The 17,740-nt window shown below is 70.4% G+C and carries 13 protein-coding genes; 8 read left to right on the top strand and 5 right to left on the bottom strand.

Annotated features, from left to right (window positions below; translation table 11 throughout):
- Window positions 1-58 precede the first annotated feature (58 nt).
- Together FOF48_RS24770 and FOF48_RS24775 are read right to left on the bottom strand one after the other, a co-directional pair.
- Window positions 59-1,510 carry a glycoside hydrolase family 6 protein gene (locus FOF48_RS24770; RefSeq protein ID WP_143905257.1) on the bottom strand — a complete coding sequence of 484 codons (1,452 nt, stop codon included), beginning with the start codon at window positions 1,508-1,510 and terminating at the stop codon, window positions 59-61.
- Between the two features lie 154 nt (window positions 1,511-1,664).
- Window positions 1,665-2,636, bottom strand: coding sequence for a DUF4440 domain-containing protein (locus tag FOF48_RS24775; RefSeq protein ID WP_143905258.1), 972 nt, complete (start codon window positions 2,634-2,636; stop codon window positions 1,665-1,667).
- Window positions 2,637-2,890: 254 nt separating this feature from the next.
- Here FOF48_RS24775 and FOF48_RS24780 point away from each other — a divergent pair, with 254 nt between their 5' ends.
- Entirely contained in the window at window positions 2,891-5,347 is a 2,457-nt protein-coding gene (locus tag FOF48_RS24780; RefSeq protein ID WP_143905259.1) for an acylase, read from the top strand.
- A 92-nt stretch (window positions 5,348-5,439) separates the two neighbouring features.
- On the opposite strand, the gene FOF48_RS24785 is transcribed toward FOF48_RS24780, so the two are convergent.
- Window positions 5,440-5,976, bottom strand: a complete 537-nt coding sequence (locus FOF48_RS24785; protein ID WP_143905260.1) for a YceI family protein — start codon at window positions 5,974-5,976, stop codon at window positions 5,440-5,442.
- 282 nt (window positions 5,977-6,258) lie between these two features.
- On the opposite strand from FOF48_RS24785, the gene FOF48_RS24790 reads away from it, so the two are divergent.
- Window positions 6,259-6,993, top strand: a complete 735-nt coding sequence (locus FOF48_RS24790; protein WP_143905261.1) for a hypothetical protein — start codon at window positions 6,259-6,261, stop codon at window positions 6,991-6,993.
- A 4-nt stretch (window positions 6,994-6,997) separates the two neighbouring features.
- Here FOF48_RS24790 and FOF48_RS24795 read toward each other — a convergent pair whose 3' ends face one another.
- Entirely contained in the window at window positions 6,998-7,585 is a 588-nt protein-coding gene (locus FOF48_RS24795; protein ID WP_143905262.1) for a regulatory protein RecX, read from the bottom strand.
- A gap of 92 nt (window positions 7,586-7,677) precedes the next feature.
- Entirely contained in the window at window positions 7,678-8,982 is a 1,305-nt protein-coding gene (locus FOF48_RS24800) for an L-dopachrome tautomerase-related protein (RefSeq protein ID WP_221938250.1), read from the bottom strand.
- Window positions 8,983-9,097: 115 nt separating this feature from the next.
- On the opposite strand from FOF48_RS24800, the gene FOF48_RS24805 reads away from it, so the two are divergent.
- From FOF48_RS24805 to ileS, 6 genes are all read left to right on the top strand, one after another.
- Window positions 9,098-9,538, top strand: a complete 441-nt coding sequence (locus FOF48_RS24805) for a YciI family protein (protein WP_143905263.1) — start codon at window positions 9,098-9,100, stop codon at window positions 9,536-9,538.
- 105 nt (window positions 9,539-9,643) lie between these two features.
- Window positions 9,644-11,026, top strand: a complete 1,383-nt coding sequence (locus FOF48_RS24810; protein ID WP_143905264.1) for a hypothetical protein — start codon at window positions 9,644-9,646, stop codon at window positions 11,024-11,026.
- A 224-nt stretch (window positions 11,027-11,250) separates the two neighbouring features.
- Complete coding sequence (locus FOF48_RS24815; RefSeq protein ID WP_143905265.1) at window positions 11,251-11,835, top strand: 2OG-Fe(II) oxygenase; 585 nt, start codon at window positions 11,251-11,253, stop codon at window positions 11,833-11,835.
- Between the two features lie 48 nt (window positions 11,836-11,883).
- Entirely contained in the window at window positions 11,884-12,087 is a 204-nt protein-coding gene (locus tag FOF48_RS24820) for a hypothetical protein (RefSeq protein WP_186002057.1), read from the top strand.
- A 79-nt stretch (window positions 12,088-12,166) separates the two neighbouring features.
- Window positions 12,167-13,756: an SDR family NAD(P)-dependent oxidoreductase gene (locus FOF48_RS24825; protein WP_143905266.1), complete on the top strand. Its 1,590-nt coding sequence runs from the start codon at window positions 12,167-12,169 to the stop codon at window positions 13,754-13,756.
- Window positions 13,757-13,979: 223 nt separating this feature from the next.
- Window positions 13,980-17,723 (top strand): isoleucine--tRNA ligase, encoded by a 3,744-nt coding sequence (ileS, locus tag FOF48_RS24830; protein WP_143905267.1) that lies wholly within the window; start codon window positions 13,980-13,982, stop codon window positions 17,721-17,723.
- Window positions 17,724-17,740: the final 17 nt, after the last annotated feature.

A 17,740-nucleotide genomic window follows, 5' to 3' on the forward strand; every position in this document is an offset into this window, starting at 1 on the left:
CTGTCGTTTCCACGCCCGGCCCGGTGGGACGGGCCCGGGCGGGTTCAGGGCACGGGGCTCAAATCCCGTCGATGAGCCGGTAGGCCAGGTCCGGGCTGAACTGCCCGGCGGGCGTGCCCGGGGCGGTGCCGCACTGCCCATCCGAGTCCCCCGGCACCTTCACCCACAGGAGCAGCTCCGCGCCGCCGCCCGTCTGCGAGGGCGTGCCCAGCTTGCGTCCACCCGGGTTGCACCACTCGCCATTGGAGCCGTTGCCGTTGCGGCTGGTGTCCACGACGTACTGCCGCGTGTAGCCGTAGCGGCTGGAGAGCGCGGCGTTCACCGCGTTGCCGTACGTCGCGGTCTCCGCGGTGGGGTAGAAGTTGGACACGTTGAGGGCGAAGCCGCGCACGTTGCGCACGCCCGCGGACTCCAGGCGCTGCGCCATCGCGTCGGCGCCAATCCAGCGCGCGTTGCCGCCGTCCAGGTACGTCCAGGTGTTGGGCGCGCGGTCTCGCAGCTGCTCGGAGGCGTAGCGCAGCAGGCCCAGCCGCGTCGTGCGCTCGGCGTCGTTGGGGAGGCAGTCCAGCTGCGCGACGGCGTCCGGCTCCACGATGACGACCGCGGGCCGGTCGCCCAGGCCTTGCGCGAAGGCGGCGATCCAGGCGCGGTACGCGTCCGGGCTGCCCGCCCCACCACCGGAGTGGCTGCCGCAGTCTCGGCCGGGGATGTTGTAGGCCACCAGCACCGGCAGCTTGTCCGCCGCGTCCGCCGCGCCGACGAAGCTGGACACCGCCTGGGTGATGTCCCCGCTCCAGTTGCCGAACCAGCGCGCCATCGGCTTCGTGGCGATGGACGTGTTGATGCGCGCCGCGCGGCCGTCGCCCCCGTTGGCGCGCACCCACGCGGCCGGGTTGGAGTTGGGGTCCACGTAGAACCCGCTCGTCATCGCCACCGGACCGGAGCCGGAGCCGCCGTCCGTGGTGAGCGAGATGTCATCCAGCCGCACGGTGACGGCGTTGGCGCGGCCCCCCAACTGGAACGTCACCTGCCCCTGGCCGGTGGACAGCGAGGACGTGAACGGGATGGAGAAGCGCCGCGACGTGCCATCCAACGTGAAGCCCTGGTTCAGCGTGGACGCATAGGGCGACACCTCCTGCTGCACCGTCGCGCGCGCGGTGACGCTGGCGCTCGCGGTGGCGGTGAACGCCAGCGTGTACGTCCTGCCCGCGGTGAGCGTCAGGCCGCTCTGCCCGACGATGGCGTCCCAGGGGTTGGCCGTGTTCGCCGCCACGTCCACGCGCCATTGGTTGTTCTCCACCCAGGACTGCGTGGCGGCGTTGTTCCACCACGGCGCCGTCATCCCGGAGTTGAAGGCGCCGTTGACGAGCAGCTCGGTGAGCGCCGCTTCCTGCGCCGTCATGACCGGAGCCTCTTCGGACACGGAGGGCGCGGAGGGACCGCAGGCCGCGAGCACGAGCAGCGGGACGAACGGAAGCGACAGCCGACGAAACAAGCCTGGTGAACGCATGAAGAGGACTCCTCACGACCGGGGGAGGTTCATTCATGCGGAGCACCCGCCAGGGATACAAGACTAAACAGCTATTTCATCAATTAACGGAATTTTACCACGACCGTCCCGGCGAGGGGCCCGCCGTGCGCGCCGGGCCCTCGTCGGGTGAGGCTCACGGGCCCTGGGGGCCGGGGCTGGCGTTGCCGCCGTCGGTGACGTAGCGCCACTGTCCATCCGCCTGCCGGCGCCAGATGGTGAGGTACTTGATGTGGTCCACCGCCGACGGGCCCTGCTCGCTCTTCTCGGAGTAGGCGGCACGCCCCACCGTGTACGCGAGGTCCCCGGAGCCGGCCGCGTCCCCGAGCACCGGCTCCCAGCGCAGGTCGACCTTGTCGATGGTGAACGGCGCATACGCCTTCGCGATGGCGCCGTGGCCGAAGATGCCGGCGGACCCGATGAGCAGCACCGCGTCCTCGGCGGCATAGGAGGCGAAGGCCTTGCCCATGCCCTCCTGGATGGACTGGGTGGAGAAGGCGATGTCCGCGGCCTTCGCCTCTTCCAGCACCGCGGCGGGCGCCAGCGCGCGAGGCGCCGCGGCCGGCAGCGTGGACGAGGGCGTGAAGCCCGCGGGCGGCGTCATCGGCGTCTTGTCCGCGTTGCGCACCGCCGCCGCCACGCGCCACTGCCCGTCCGGCTGCCGCTTCCACGTGGTGATGTAGCGCCCGGTGGGCCGCACCGACGTGCCGCCTGACTCCACCGACGCGTTGCCCAGCGAGTAGCCCAACGTCCCGTCCGCGCTCACGTCCCAGCGCACGGGCGTCCAGCGCACCTTGCCCTCGGCCTCCAGCGGATGCGCGGCGAGCCACGCGCGGATGGCCTCCTTGCCCCGCTGGGCGTACACGCCGTCCACCAGCAGCACCGCGTCGTCCGCGACGAACTCCGCGAACGCCTGCGCGGAGCCCACCTTCTCCGCCGCGTCGGACATGGCCTGGTCGGCGGCCCGCAGCCCCGCGCGCGCATCCTCCAACGACTGCCGCGCCATGCCCGTACCGACCTCCGCGCCCGGCCCGGAGCCCTTCGCTCCACCGCACCCCGTGGCTCCCAGTGCCGCGACGACAAGCGCACCCGCGAACATCCGTTTCATGTCCTGGTTTCCTTTCCTTCAGACACCGGGCCCATGCGCCGTGGCCAACCGGGCTCCCGGATGGCCCCAAGCCATACACGCAATCAAAGAAGTCCGCTCGCCTCCGGAAAAGCCCCGCGAGCCCCCAAGGTCGCGACTGAAACACCCTCCTGTCTCGCCGCCCTCGCGCGTCCCACGGGGGACGGCGCGATCCAGGAATGATGCGTTTCTACAATTAGGAGGGAATTTCTCACCACCGTGAAAGGAACCCCTCGATGCATGGACGTGCTGGAAGGACCCGGGGCGGCCGGCTGCTCCCGCTGACGGCGCTGCTGCTGGCCACCGCCTGTGAGCCGCGCGCCGCGACGCCCGCGACGCAGGCCCCGGAGGGCCCCGTGGCGTCGGTGAAGCTGGGCGCGGGCAGCCTCTCCGCCACCGTGCGGAGGACGGCGCACGGCATCCCCCACGTGCTGGCGGACGACTTCGCCGGCCTGGGTTACGGCTACGGCTACGCGTTCGCGCAGGACAACCTCTGCGAGCTGGCGGACGTGCTGGTGACGGTGAACGCGGAGCGCGCCCGCTACTTCGGGCCGGACGCCACGTACCTGTCGGCCCTGGGCGGCAACCTCAACAACCTGAAGAGCGACTTCTTCTACCAGTCCGTCCTGGACGACGGCACCGTGGACGCCCTGCTGGCGAAGCCCCCGCCCCTGGGCCCCTCCCAGGATGCGCGCGAGCTGGTGCGCGGCTTCGCGGCGGGCATCAACCGCTACCTGCGCGACACCGGCGTGGACGCGCTGCCGGACGCGCGCTGCCGGGGCGCCGCCTGGGTGCGGCCCATCACCGAGCACGACCTGTACCTGCGCTACTACCAGCTGAGCCTCTTCGCCAGCTCCGGCTTCTTCCTGGACGCGCTGGTGGACGCGAAGCCCCCCACCCTGCTGCCGGACGGCACGCTGCCCCTGCCGCTGCCCGTGCCCGCGACCCTGGACCGCGACGTCTTCCCGCGCTCCGAATCGCTGGGCCTGGGCAGCAACGCCTTCGGCCTGGGCAGCGAGGCGACTCGCAACGGCAAGGGCATGCTGCTGGCCAACCCGCACTTCCCCTGGGAGGGTTCGGAGCGCTTCTACCAGGCGCACCTCACCGTGCCGGGCAAGCTCAACGTCAGCGGCGCCAGCCTCCTGGGCGTGCCCGCCATCCTCATCGGGCACAACGAGACGCTGGCCTGGAGCCACACCGTCTCCACCGCGTACCGCTTCACCCCGTTCGAGCTGAAGCTCGTCCCGGGCTTCCCCACGAAGTACCTGTACGACGGACAGGTTCGGGAGATGACCACCCGCACGGTGACGGTGCGGGCGCGCGAGGCGGACGGCACGCTCACGTCCCGCCAGCACACGTTCTACCGCACGCACCTGGGCCCGATGATGGAGTACCCCTCCGGCCTGATGACCTGGAACGGGCTCACGGGCTACGCGTTCCATGACGCCAACGCCACCAACCTGCGCGTGCTGGACACCTTCTTCGCCATGGACCGCGCGACGAGCGTGGAGGAGCTGCGCCTGGCGCAGAACACCTGGCAGGGCATCCCGTGGGTGAACACCCTCGCCGCGGACTCCCAGGGCCACGCGTCCTACGCGGACATGGGCGTCGTGCCCCACGTCACCGACGACAAGCTCCTGCGCTGCGTGCTGTCTCCCATCCCGCTGCTCGTCCTCCAGACCGCGGGGCTGCCGGTGCTGGACGGCTCGCGCTCCGACTGCGCCGTGGGCACCGACGCGGACGCGGTGGAGCCGGGCATCTTCGGCCCGGGCCGCCTGCCACGCCTGACACGCGCCGACTACGTGACCAACTCCAACGACAGCTACTGGCTGCCCAACCCCGCCCAGCCCCTCACCGGCTTCCCGCGCATCCTGGGCGGGGAGAAGAACGTGCGCAGCCTGCGCACCCGCATGGGCCTGAAGATGGTGCAGGGCCGCCTGTCCGGCACCGACGGCCTGGAGGGCCAGCGCTTCACGCTGGAGCAGCTGCAGGCCGTGACGTTCAACAACCGCGTCCTGTCCGGAGAGCTGCTGCGCGACGCAGCGGTGGCGCTGTGCCGCCGCACGCCCTTCGTGCTGATGCCGGACCTCACCTTCGAGGACCTGCGCCCCGCCTGCCCCGTGCTGGCCGCGTGGGACCTGAAGGGCAACCTGGACAGCCGGGGCGAGCTGCTCTGGCGCGTGTTCATCTTCAGCGTGGTGGGCGTCACGGGCGGGCCGTACCTGGTCCCCTTCAACGCGAACGACCCCGTCAACACGCCCCGCACGCTCAACACCCTGAACCCGCAGGTGGCCCAGTCCCTGGGCACCGCCATCCGCACCCTGCGCGCCCGCGGCATCGCGCTGGACGCGACGACGGGCTCCGTGCAGGGCAAGCGCAAGAACGGCGTCTTCCATCCCATCCACGGCTGCAGCCATGAAGAGGGCTGCTTCAACCAGATTGGCAACCAGCTCCTGCCGGACAACACCTACGAGCCCGTCCTGGGCTCCAGCTTCGTCATGGCCGTGTCCTTCACCGACGCGGGCCCCGTGGCGAAGTCCGTCCTCACCTACTCCCAGTCCACCAACGCGGCCTCGCCCTGGTTCGCGGACCAGACGGCCCTGTTCTCCCAGAAGCAGTGGGTGGACATGCGCTTCACGGAGGCGGAGATCGCCAGCGACCCGGCGCTGACCGTCACGCGACTGCAGGAGTAGTCAAAGCCAGACAGGGGAGAGTCCCCGAAGGGTCCGGTCCTTCGCGCGCACGCCGGAGGGCCGGACCCGCCGCTTCACGGGTGTCTGGGTTTTCAGCCCTGCGCGGGCGTGGCCTGGATGTCCAGCTCCACGTCCACCTTCTCGCCAATGAGCCAGCCCCCGTTGTCGAGCGCCTTGTTCCACTGGATGCCGAAGTCGGAGCGCTGGAGCGACGTGCGCGCCGAATAGAGCAGCCGCGTCTGCCCCCAGGGGTCCCGGGTGGTGGACAGGTAGCGCGCCTCCAGCAGCACGGGCCGCGTCACCCGGCGCAGCGTCAGCTCTCCCTGGAGCTGGAAGCCCGTGGCCCCCACCGGGTGCGACTGGCTGGCCTTGAACGTGAGGTGCGGGATCGCCTCCGCGTCCAGGAACTCCGGTGAGCGCAGGTGCGCGTCACGCTCGGGATTTCCGGTGTAGATGCTGGCGGCCTCCACCCGCACGTCCACTTCACCTTGCGTGGGGGTTCGCGGGTCCACCCGCAGGGTGCCGGACACCCGCTCGAAGCGCCCGTGGACGCGGGCCACCACCATGTGACGGGCAATGAAGAGCACGGCCGAATGCGCCGGATCGATGGTCCAGAGAGGCAGGGGCATGGATGGGGGCTCGTGGGGGAGTACGAGGGGGGAACGACCGCACGGGAAAGTATCAATGCCATCACAAATTGACACGCCTCAATCCATTCCCAGACGCTCCGTACGGGCCAGCAAGCCCCTCGATAAACGCACTTCCTGAGGTCTCAAGAATCGCTCGGTGTTTGGTTGATAAGGATTGTCAGGCCAATCCCCGAAAGGCAGACTTCACTGCGGGTGAACACGACACATTCTCCCTCGGCGCATGACGTGCCTGGGCGGTGTCCCCACCCGGAGGAGTCCATCGTGAAGGTCCTGCATTGGAGCGTGGCGGCAGTGATGTGGTTCGCCGTGGGCTGTGGGAGCGTGGCGGAGGAGGCGCCCCCCGTGGAGTCGCTGGCCACGCAGGAGTCGGGGCTGCGAGCCTGTACGTCGTCGCTCGACTGCGTCTCCGGCTGTACGTGCACCAGCAACCAGTGCGTCTCGGCTTTCGGTCCGCCGCCGCCCGCGGGCTACTGCGACACGGCGCCCGTGCGCGCCTGCACCACGGGAGCGGACTGCCTCTCCGGCTGCAACTGCGTGGGCAACGTCTGCGTCGACAACGGGTTCAGCCCTCCGAAGAACTGCCTGTTGGCGCCGCCGGACGCCTATGAGAACGACAACGCGCACACCTCCGCCTCGTCGTATCCGGGCTCGCCGCAGCTCAACCACTCGTTCCACGTCCAGAACGACGTGGACTGGGTGCTGGTGGCCACGCCGGTGAACCAGGTGATGACGGTGGAGACCTACAACCTGCGCAACGGCCCCACGATGCGCGTGGACATCTACGCGTACACCTACGCCACCCGCACGCTGGGCCAGCTCCTGGCGTCCACCCAGACGACGGTGTGCTCGCAAATCACCCCGTCGTGCCAGATGTACCGGACCACGGCCAACGTCGTGGCGGGCGGCGTCTACGCGGTGAAGGTGACGGACCTGCGCGGCGTCCCGGCGGGGAGCGACTGGCGCCCCACCGCCATGTATGACCTGAAGATGTACTGAGCCTTCAGCGGCGGGGCGGCGCGTCGTCCGCCGTCCCGTCGACGATGCGCTTCGCGATGGCGAAGGAGAAGCCCGCGCGCGCGAGCGCCGCCAGGTCCTTCTGGCGGTGGTCCGCGCGCGTGCTGGGGTCCCGCCGGAAGGGGCCCAGCCGCTTCTTGCGCGCCCAGATGAGGGCGGCGGCGTCCTCGGACACGTCCTGGGTGGCCTCCGCCAGCTTCTCCTGCACCAGCTCCGGCGCCACGCCCTTCATCCGCAGCTTCTGGGTGATGACCCGCGCGCTGCGGCCCGACGCGCGCAGCGAGTGCACGCGCGTCTCCGCGTAGGTCCGGTCGTTGATGAGGCCGTTGCGGATGAGCTTCTCCGCCAGCGCGTCCACCCACCCCATCGCCTCCGAGCGGTCGCCGCCATGGAACTTCACGGACCGGTCCACCCTGCGCGCCAGCACGCGCTTGAGCTGGCTCACCGTGGCCGCGTACCGCTTGAGGTAGTGCAGCGCGGCGTTCTCCAGGTAGCGCGGCGACACCTTCCGGGGCGGCTTCGGCTTGCGGGGCTCCCGGCGGCGCTCGGCGTCCCTGTCGGTTGGATCATCCATGGCGGGACAGCTCTACCACCCGGGTCCGACCCATGGGGATGCGTCGGCTCCCCCACCGGCACGTCGCGCCAGGGCCCGGCCGGCCGCACGCCCTACCCCGCGGGCGAGCGCACCGTGGGAGGGGGCTCCTTGGGGATGCGCACCAGCAGGTAGGGAGGCTCGCGTCGGTCCTTCCCGCCGTTGAAGTCCGGCAGCCGGTTCCACTGGCCCAGCGTCACGTAGACATAGCGGGCGTCGACGAAGATGCCGTCGGGCCAGATGAAGCGCGGGTCGTACGCCAGCCGCTCGAAGGTGCCGTCCGGCGAGCGGCGCAGGATGGCGTCGTGCTCGAAGTCGGTGGTGTAGAGGCGGTCCTGCGCGTCCTCCGCCAGGCCGTCCGCGGCGCCCTTCTCCCCCTCGTCGCGCACGTTGGCGGCCAGCTGCACGTCGGAGGCGGCGGGGTTCGCCAGCACGTCCGTGGGGATGCTGTAGAGGCGGTGGCTGCTCAGGGGCGAGTAGTACAGCCGCCGCCCACCCTCGCCCAGCGCGACCCCGTCCACGCCGCCCACGGGGAACGTGGGGTGCTTCGCGTCGTAGGTGAGCGCGCGCCCCTCCAGCATCGTGAGGAAGCCCGGGTCGGGCTGGGTGGACGGGTGCGTGGCCAGGACGCGCCGCTGCCTACCGGAGGCCAGGTCCACCACCACGAGCGCGGGCGAGGTGCCGAAGGAGGAGTCGGCCACGTAGGCCGTTCCCTTCGCGCCGTGCCCCAGGTCCACGCGCAGGTCGTTCATGTGGCTGTCGGGGCGCAGCACGGGCGGCTTCAACGTCACGCTGGCGAAGACCTCGTTGGTCCGAGGGTCGATGCCGACGACCTTCGCGCCGCCCTCCGGGATGTCGTGGCCCTTGCGCTTGCCATCGTCGATGACCCACAGGCGGCCCAGGCGGTCCGTCGTCATGCCGTGCACCGACAGCAGGCGCTTCTCCGGAGGCGCGTCCGACGGCAGGCTCATGGCCTCGGACGGATAGGGCACGAGCCGCCCGTCCTTCAGCTCCGCCAGGGTGGCGCTCGCGTGGTCGTCCGCATGCCGAGGGAAGCCCACGAAGACGCGGCCCTCCGGCGTCACCGCGATGCCGGACGGGCCCGGCCCCTCCATCCGCGCCAGCACCTCCACGGAGCCCGCAGGCGCCGTCCCAGGGTCGGTGGCGTCGGGCTGGGCGTGGGCCGGGCCTCCCGCCACCCCCGCGAGCACGGCGACCATCGGGACCAGGGAGGTGGCGAACCAGGGCACGGGAGGCTCCTTCGCGGGGTTGGGGGTGAGCGTGGACACAGGGAAGACCGGACGCGCCCTGCCCCCCTGCGTCATCGTGTGCACCTCCGCCCCCAGCGCCCACCCCTCCCGGCGGGCGGGCCACCTCACGACGACCCGTTCCCCACCGGACGCCGGCGCCCGAAAGTGGTGGCCCCCGTCGATTCACGGCACGGTGATTCGTCGCGCGGACAGAACCACGAACCGCCCCCACCTGGAGCCCCCCATGCGATTCATCATCCTCCCCCGCCCGTCCACCCCGGAGCCCACGCCCGCTCCGGCCGACGCGCCCTTCGACGAGGCCGTCTTCATCGCGCAGATGAAATACAACGAGGAGATGCACCAGGCGGGCGTGCTGGTCGCCTCCGAAGGGCTCAGCCACGCCTCGGGCGGCGCGCACATCGTCTTCAAGGACGGGAAGTCCACCGTGAAGGACGGCCCCTACACCGAGACGAAGGAGCTCATCGGCGGCTTCTATGTGCTGGAGGTCGAATCCAAGGAGGAGGCCATCGCGTGGGCCCGCCGCTACCCGGGCGGCATGGGCAACGACGATGTGCTGGAGGTCCGCCCCCTCACCGGGAGCGAGGACCTTCCTCCCGAACTGCTGACGCTCATCACGAAGGCGGCCCCCACCTGGAGCCAGACCTTCAACAAGAAGACGTCGTGACAAAGACGTCGCGACAAGCCGTCGTCACGTGTCCGTGACACAGGGCATTTCCGTTGTTGTCAGTGGGTCATGCTATGCGGCGCTTCCCCTTCCAGGAGGCTTCACATGGATTTCCGTACCCTTGGTTTCACTTGTTTCATGGCCCTGGCCGCGCCCGCGTGCGGCCCCACCACCGCCCCCGTGGAGCCGCCCGTCGAGGACACGACGGGCACCACCACGGCCGCCGCGACGGCGGAGCGGCTCTACGCGACGGAGGCGTCGCTCAACCTGAGCTTCGAGACGCTGGGCACCTTCGAGACGCGCAACGGTGTGCGCGCGCTCATCCTGCACGCCACGGCGAACCGCTACCTGAGCCATGTGTTCAGCTACGTGCCGGATGACGCCTTTGGCGAGGCGAACATCATCAGCGAGCGTCGGCTGGAGGTGGTGCTGCCGGAGGGCTATGAGCTCAACTCGGTGCTGTCCGGCCTGCCGCTGTTCGTGACGGTGGACACCTTCACCGGCACGCCCACGCACTACACGGCGCGCATCGAGGTGTCCCCGCGCTTCTATGACTTCCGGGGCTCCAGCTCGGTGTGGGTGGAGGAGGCCGTCACGCCCCGCTACGTGGTGGGCGGCAACGAGCCGCTCGTGTATCGCGGGAGCGTGGACGTGGCCGCCACGTCGCTCAGCGTGACGGCGCCGGACGGCGCGCCCACGGTGTCTCGCGTGGACGCGGACACCTTCCAGATTGACTGGCGCTACCCGGCGCTGCACCAGGCCATCGACCCGCACACCACGCCGCTCACCTTCACGGCGACGCTCGACAACGGCACCACGGTGCAGAAGACGGGCCGCCTGGTCGCGCGCGTCACCAGCCTGGCGCTCACCACCGGGGATGCGTACGACGTCTGGCCGACGCCCAACTGCCAGCCCGCCGTCTACGACTGCGTGCAGAACAAGCCCGCTGGCACGACGGACTTCGCCTCGTGTGGCACCTACCGTGAGGTGTCGCGCTGCATGTACGTCACCAACGCGTGCACCGTGGGGCAGCCCCAGCCGCTGTCGCTGACGTCCATCGACGCGTCCTCGCTGGAGCCCGCGCGGCTGACGTGGAACACCGGCTCCAACAACGGCGCGTGGCACGGCCTGTCGCCCATCACGGCGTTCCGCACGCCGTCGTGCCCGGCCTCGCCTCCCACCATCCAGGGCGTGGTCCAGAAGGTGGCGGAGCAGGACCAGGGGTTCCCGGAGCCCTCGTACGGCACGTACACCAACCGCGCGGGCCTGACGCAGAGCATCCTCTTCACGAACAACTACTACGGCGACGGCACCGCGCTGCTCCAGGCGATTGATGCCTACGCCGGTGGCGGCGACATCCAGGCGTGGCTCTACACGGGGAGCGTGTCGTGCCACAACTGCCACGAGTTCGACACGCGCGCCATCCTCTACTACCCGGCCACGCGCAAGGTCGTCGTGCTCAACGGGTACTACGGCTACGACTCCTGATTGAGCCAGGGCGGATGAAGCAGGCCAGCGCCCCGGGCTCCCCGGGGCGCATGGCCCGCGAGCCCGGGGGCCCTATCCAAAATCCGGCCGCTGCGTCACTGTGAGGCGGCTTCGGTCTCATCGAGCCCGTTCACCCGAGGGAGACGGGCTCGACGGTGGCGGAACCGAGGCCTCGTTCCCTCGGATTTTCCAGGCCAGGACACGGCCCTCGGAGGCTCCACGCGATGCGCATCCTGCCCCATCCCGATGAGGCGCTCGGCACGGTCAACCCGCTCATCATCACCGTGGAGCACCTGCTCAGCGGCGAGGAATGCGGCGCGCTGATTGAGCGGATCGAGCGCGCGGGACCGACGGCGGCGCCCATCACCACGTCGAGGGGCTTCGAGATGCGGCCCGACATCCGGAACAACAGCCGGGTGATGTTCGACGACGTGGCGCTGGCGACGACATTGTTCGAACGCATCCTCCCCCACGTGCCGCGCCGCCTGGAGCGCGAGTGGGAGCTGTGCGGGGCGAACGAGCGGCTCCGCTGCTACCGCTATGAAGCAGGCCAGTACTTCGCGCCGCACTTCGACGGCGCCTTCGTGCGCAGCCCCGACGAGCGCAGCCTGCTGACCTTCATGGTCTACTTGAACGACTGCCCGCATGGAGGCGCGACGAACTTCTTCGCCTCCGGGCACTCCGTGACGCCGAAGGCAGGCGCCGCGCTGCTCTTCAATCACCACCTGCTCCACGAGGGCGCGGAGGTCACGGCGGGGCTCAAATACGCGCTTCGCTCCGACCTCATGTATCGGCGCATGGGCGCCTGAGGGCGGACCGCCCGTCGCATCCGTCGCGAGCGATACATCCCGGTGGGCGTGGCCAACAGCCCCTTCGTGGCGCGGGTGGACGGAGCGACACACGGCGCGACCACGGCCTTCCTGCCGAGACAGCGGCCGCGGTGGTCGCTGGGCGTCATCGCCGCCAACGCCGTGGTGCTGGCATACGGCTTCGCGGACGCGCCCCTCCGCCGCGTCCCCCGGGCGCGCGAGGTGACGCCGCGCCGGCTGGGCCCGGGCTGAGCCGGCCTGCCCGCCCGCCCCCCGAGCCCACGGCAGGCACGCCTTTCCCTGGAGCGCCCGGGAGGATAAGCACCGGGGCGTGAAGAACTCCGCCGTCGAGAACCTCCCACCGCCGTCACAGGACCCCGCCCTCCCCCCTGACATCCGCGAGGAGGACGTGCGCCGCGCCACGGCGCTGCTGAACACCCTGGCCGAACACCGCGTGCTGCTCCGCCGCATCCCGGAGGAGGACCACCACGCGCTCCTGGCCGCCGCGAGCCGGCTCATCCACCCGGACAAGGCCGCCAAGGCCCGGCTGGCGAACGCGCTCAAGAAGGAGCGCAAGGACCAGCAGCGCGCGAACGACCGCGCCGTGCGCTCCGGCACGGAGATCCGCATGCTGCGCAAGGCCCCCGTGCTCACGCTGCCCATGCTGCCGCCACCGCCGCCGCAGGAGACGCCGGAGCGGCTGCTGGAGGTGCCGCGCAAGTGCTACGTGTGCAAGGCGGAGTTCCGCAAGCTGCACTTCTTCTACGACGCGATGTGCGTCGCCTGCGGGGACCTGAACTACGCGCGGCGCACCCAGCGCGCGGACCTCACCGGCCAGGTGGCGCTCATCACCGGCGCGCGGGTGAAGATTGGCTTCCAGGCCTCGCTGATGCTGCTGCGCTCGGGCGCGCGGGTCATCGCCACCACGCGCTTCCCCCAGGATGCCGTGCAGCGCTACGCGCGCGAGCCGGACTTCACGGACTGGTCCCACCGCCTGCACGTGCACGGCCTGGACTTGAGACACGCGCCCAGCGTGGAGCTGTTCGCCCGCTACATCGAACAGACGCACGAGCGGCTGGACATCCTCATCAACAACGCGGCGCAGACGGTGCGCCGCCCGCCGGGCTTCTACCAGCACCTGCTGGAGGGCGAGCTGCGCGACCTGAACACGCTGCCCCCGCAGGTGCGCCCGCTGCTGTCGGGGCACGCGGCGTGCGTCGCGGCGCTCCGTCCCGCCCTGGGCTCGGGCGACGCGGGTGACGCGGGCACGTCCCTGCCCGTCGCCACGTGGCGCAGCAGCGACCCCGCGTTGGGCATCCACTCGTCCGCGGCGCTGTCGCTGCTCCCCTACGCGATGGAGCAGGAGGGCGACACGCGCGCGCTCTTCCCGGAAGGCCGGCTGGACGCGGACCTCCAGCAGGTGGACCTGCGGACCACCAACTCCTGGCGCCTGCGGCTGTCGGAGGTGCGCACCGCGGAGATGCTGGAGGTGCACCTGGTGAACGCGGTGGCGCCCTTCATCCTCTGCGGGAAGCTCAAGCCGCTGATGCTGAAGGACCGCTCGCGGCCGGGCCACATCGTCAACGTGTCCGCGATGGAGGGCAGCTTCTCGCGCTGGACCAAGACGGACAAGCACCCGCACACCAACATGGCCAAGGCCGCGCTGAACATGATGACGCTGACGTCCGCGCCGGACTACGCGCGGGACAACCTCTTCATGAACGCGGTGGACACCGGCTGGGTCACGGACGAGGACCCCGCCCTCCACGCCGAGCGCAAGGTGCAGGAGCTGGACTTCCAGCCCCCGCTGGACATCGTGGACGGGGCCGCGCGCGTCGTCGACCCCGTCATCACCTCCGTGAACACCGGCGAGTGCGTCTGGGGCAACTTCTTCAAGGACTACCGCCCCACCGACTGGTGACCCCCGCCCCGGGCGCGGGTCTCGCCGCGCCCGACCCCGCCGGGACGGCTGAAGGGGGCCCCAGCAAGGGGACGGGCCCCCCGGGAGCCACCCGGGGTCATCCGCCTGCGCGGAATTGCATGGATTTCAGCTTAGGCGAATCTGTCCGCCGCCGAGCGAGGGAGGTCGCAAGGGCCTGGATTCACTGCCAGCGGGCCGGTCCGGTGGTATCAAGCACGCCACCATGTCTGAAAAGCCTTCGCCCCTGTTCGACGCGGTCCCCGTGGAGATGGACTTCCCGGCCGAGGAGCGCCGCATCCTGGCCTTCTGGAAGGAACGCGGCATCTTCGAGAAGTCGCTCAAGGCGAACGAGGGCGCCAAGAGCTTCGTCTTCTACGAAGGCCCGCCCACCGCGAACGGCCTGCCCCACAACGGCCACGTCCTCACGCGCGTCATCAAGGACCTGTTCCCCCGCTACCAGACCATGCGGGGCCACTACGTGCCGCGCAAGGCGGGCTGGGACACGCACGGCCTGCCGGTGGAGGTGGAGGTCGAGAAGGAGCTGCGCATCCACGGCAAGGCGGAGATCGAGCGCTACGGCGTGGAGCCGTTCACCGAGCGCTGCATCGAGTCCGTCTTCCGCTACACCGCCGAGTGGGAGCGGCTGACCCAGCGCATCGGCTTCTGGGTGGACCTCAACGAGGCGTACGTCACCTATCACCGCGGCTTCGTGCAGAGCGTGTGGTGGGCGCTCTCCGAGCTGTTCAAGAAGGGCCTGCTGTACCAGGGCCACAAGGTGGTGTGGTGGTGGCCGCGCGGCGGCACCGCGCTGTCCGCCGCGGAGGTGGGCCTGGGCTACAAGACGGTGGACGACCCCAGCGTCTACGTGGCCTTCCCGCTGCGCGACGCACCGGACACGGCGCTCCTCATCTGGACGACGACGCCCTGGACGCTGCCGTCCAACATGTACGCGGCCGTCAACCCGTCCGTGGACTACGTCACCGTGGACGCGGGGGACCGCAAGCTCATCCTCGCCGCGGCGCTGCGCGAGGAGCTGGCGAAGAAGCTGAAGAAGGACCTGCCGGTGCTGGCCACGCAGAAGGGCAGCGAGCTCGTCGGCAAGCGCTACACGCCGCCCTTCGACACGTACTTCGCCAAGGACGCGGACACCACGCTGCCCCTCAAGGACGGCGGCTCGGACACGGTGGGCTGGCGCGTGATTCCGGCGGACTTCGTCACGCTGGACAGCGGCACCGGCATCGTCCACACCGCGCCCGCCTTCGGCGAGGACGACTACAAGGCCTACCGCAAGGACAGCCAGCGCTTCCAGAACCCCGACGCGCTGGAGATGCGCTGCGCGGTGAAGCCGGACGGCACCTTCTCCGACGAGGTGCCGCTCGTCACCGGCCGCTTCGTGAAGGACGCGGACAAGGACCTGCAGCGCAACCTGAAGGAGCGCGGGCTGCTCATCCACACGGAGCAGTACCGCCACGAGTACCCCTTCTGCTGGCGCGCGGACGAGGACCCCCTCATCCAGTACGCCCGCCCCGCCTGGTACATCCGCACCACCTCCGTCATCGAGCAGGCCAAGGCGAACAACCAGCAGGTCAACTGGGTCCCGGAGAACATCAAGGACGGCCGCTTCGGCGACTTCCTGGCCAACAACGTGGACTGGGCCCTGTCGCGCGAGCGCTACTGGGGCACGCCGCTGCCCTTGTGGATCCACTCGGAGACCGGTGAGACGGAGGCCGTGGCGTCCATCGCGGAGCTGCGCCAGAAGCCGGGCAACAACGTGGCCGCGGTGGAGGCGGAGCTGAAGGCCTTCCTCGCCGGCAAGCCGCACGAGTCCAACGCGGAGCACCTGCTGGTCCACAAGCCGTGGATCGACAAGGTCACCTACGAGAAGCCCGGCGCGGGCGGCCGGTTCCAGCGCGTCCCCGAAGTGGTGGACGTGTGGTTCGACTCCGGCTGCATGCCCTTCGCGCAGTGGGGCTTCCCGCACGCGGAGGGCTCGCAGGAGATCTTCAACCGCGCGTTCCCGGCGGACTTCATCTCCGAGGCCATCGACCAGACGCGCGGCTGGTTCTATTCGCTGCTGATGGTCAGCACGCTGCTCTTCGACGAGGAGACGCAGAAGCGCATGGGCCTGTCGCCCCGGCGCGAATGGCCCATGCCGTACAAGAGCTGCATCGTGCTGGGCCACGTCTCCGACAAGGAAGGCAAGAAGGAGTCCAAGTCCAAGGGCAACTACACCCCGCCGGAGATCATCCTGGACGAGGTGCGCATGGACTTCGCGGTGCTCACCGCCACGGAGGCCGGCGTCCCCGCGGAGCCCGGCGTGGCGCTCATCGCGCGCGAGGACCTGGAGGGCCTGGACACGCAGGAGGGCGCCAGGGTGCAGCTCTTCCGCCCGGACCGGCCGGACGCGCCCATCACCGTGACGGTGAAGGTGCACAAGAAGCTCAAGCGCCGCGTGGTGCTGCTGGCGCCGCAGGAGCTTCAGCAATTGGACGTGAAGCCGTCCGCGCGCGGCGTGGACGTGATGCCGGTGGAGGTGCCCCGGCTGGCCGCGACGGAGCGCGTGGTGCTCAAGGACCCCGCCACCAAGGCCCCGGGCGCGGACGCGTTCCGCTGGTTCTTCTACGCGGCGAGCCCCACCTGGTCCAACACCCGCCACTCGCTGGCGAACGTGCGGCTGTTGCAGAAGGACTTCCAGGTCAAGCTGCGCAACGTCTACTCGTTCTTCACCATCTACGCGAACATCGACGGCTTCAACCCGGCGAAGGGCAACGCGGCCGCCACCGAGGCGCCGTGGCTGGCCATCCGCAAGAGCCAGGGCTGGCGCGAGGTGAAGGCCCGGCCCGTGCTGGACCGGTGGATCCTCTCCGAGGTGCAGCTCACCCTGCGGGACGTGTCCAAGGCCCTGGACACGTATCAGGTGTACGACGCGGCCCAGCGGATGGTGGCGTTGGTAGACGCGCTGTCCAACTGGTACCTGCGCCGCAGCCGCGAGCGCTTCTGGGCGCCGGGCTTCGAGCAGGACAAGGCCGACGCGTACTTCACGCTCTACGAGGCCCTCACCACCCTCACCGCGCTGTCCGCGCCCTTCATCCCGTTCTTCGCGGACGAGATGTGGGGCAACCTGGTGGGCAAGCCGTGGCCCACCACGCAGCCGGAGAGCGTGCACCTGGCGCGCTTCCCGGACGTGGACTCAAGCCTCATCGACGAGGGTCTGGCCGCGGAGATGGGCGCGGTGCGCGAGCTGGTGTCGCTGGGCCTCAAGGTCCGCACGGACAACCGGCTCAAGGTGCGCCAGCCGCTCTCGCGCGCGGACGTCATCCTGTCGCGCCGCGAGCTGACGGAGCGCGTGGCGGTGTACCAGGCGCTCATCTCCGACGAGCTGAACGTGCACACCGTGAAGCTGGTGGAGCCGGGCAGCCCGGAGGCGGACGTGGTGCGCTACCGCGTGCGCCCCAACCTGCGCGCCATGGGCAGCCGGCTGGGCCCCAAGCTCGCGCCGGTGCGCAAGGCGTTCGACGCGGGCGACGGCCGCGCGCTGCACCACGAGCTGCTCCAGACGGGCAAGGTGGTCCTCGACGTGGGCGGCGAGCGGATGGTCTTCCCCGCCGAGGAGCTGGAGACGCTGGTGGAGGCGCAGCCCGGCTACGCCGCCGCGGGCGCGGGCGTGGGCGTGGTCGTGCTCCACACCCAGCTCACCGACGCATTGGTGGACGAGGGCCTGGTGCGCGAGCTGCTGGCGCGCGTGCAGGGCGCCCGCAAGGACATGAACCTGGGCTACACCGACCGCATCCGCCTCTGGGCGGACGGCGATGACCGGGTGAAGCGCGTCATCGAAGCGGCCCGCGAGGAGATCGCCCGCGAGACGCTGGCCTCCGAGATCCACGTGGGCCCCCAGGGCCTCACCGGGACCGAAGAGGAAGCCAGCCTCAACGGCCTGCCCGCGCGGCTTCGCGTCGAGCGCGCCTGAGCCGCCGACGCTCCGGG

It is taken from the genome of Corallococcus sp. Z5C101001, assembly GCF_007352635.1.
Classification (GTDB): domain Bacteria; phylum Myxococcota; class Myxococcia; order Myxococcales; family Myxococcaceae; genus Corallococcus; species Corallococcus silvisoli.

Excerpts from the sequence above, each read along its gene's own strand:
- FOF48_RS24810 (WP_143905264.1), top strand. The coding sequence starts at position 9,644 with ATGGATTTCCGTACCCTTGGTTTCACTTGTTTCATGGCCCTGGCCGCG.
- ileS (WP_143905267.1), top strand. The coding sequence starts at position 13,980 with ATGTCTGAAAAGCCTTCGCCCCTGTTCGACGCGGTCCCCGTGGAGATG.
- FOF48_RS24770 (WP_143905257.1), bottom strand. The coding sequence starts at position 1,510 with ATGCGTTCACCAGGCTTGTTTCGTCGGCTGTCGCTTCCGTTCGTCCCG.
- FOF48_RS24780 (WP_143905259.1), top strand. The coding sequence starts at position 2,891 with ATGCATGGACGTGCTGGAAGGACCCGGGGCGGCCGGCTGCTCCCGCTG.
- FOF48_RS24795 (WP_143905262.1), bottom strand. The coding sequence starts at position 7,585 with ATGGATGATCCAACCGACAGGGACGCCGAGCGCCGCCGGGAGCCCCGC.
- FOF48_RS24785 (WP_143905260.1), bottom strand. The coding sequence starts at position 5,976 with ATGCCCCTGCCTCTCTGGACCATCGATCCGGCGCATTCGGCCGTGCTC.
- FOF48_RS24815 (WP_143905265.1), top strand. The coding sequence starts at position 11,251 with ATGCGCATCCTGCCCCATCCCGATGAGGCGCTCGGCACGGTCAACCCG.
- FOF48_RS24775 (WP_143905258.1), bottom strand. The coding sequence starts at position 2,636 with ATGAAACGGATGTTCGCGGGTGCGCTTGTCGTCGCGGCACTGGGAGCC.
- FOF48_RS24805 (WP_143905263.1), top strand. The coding sequence starts at position 9,098 with ATGCGATTCATCATCCTCCCCCGCCCGTCCACCCCGGAGCCCACGCCC.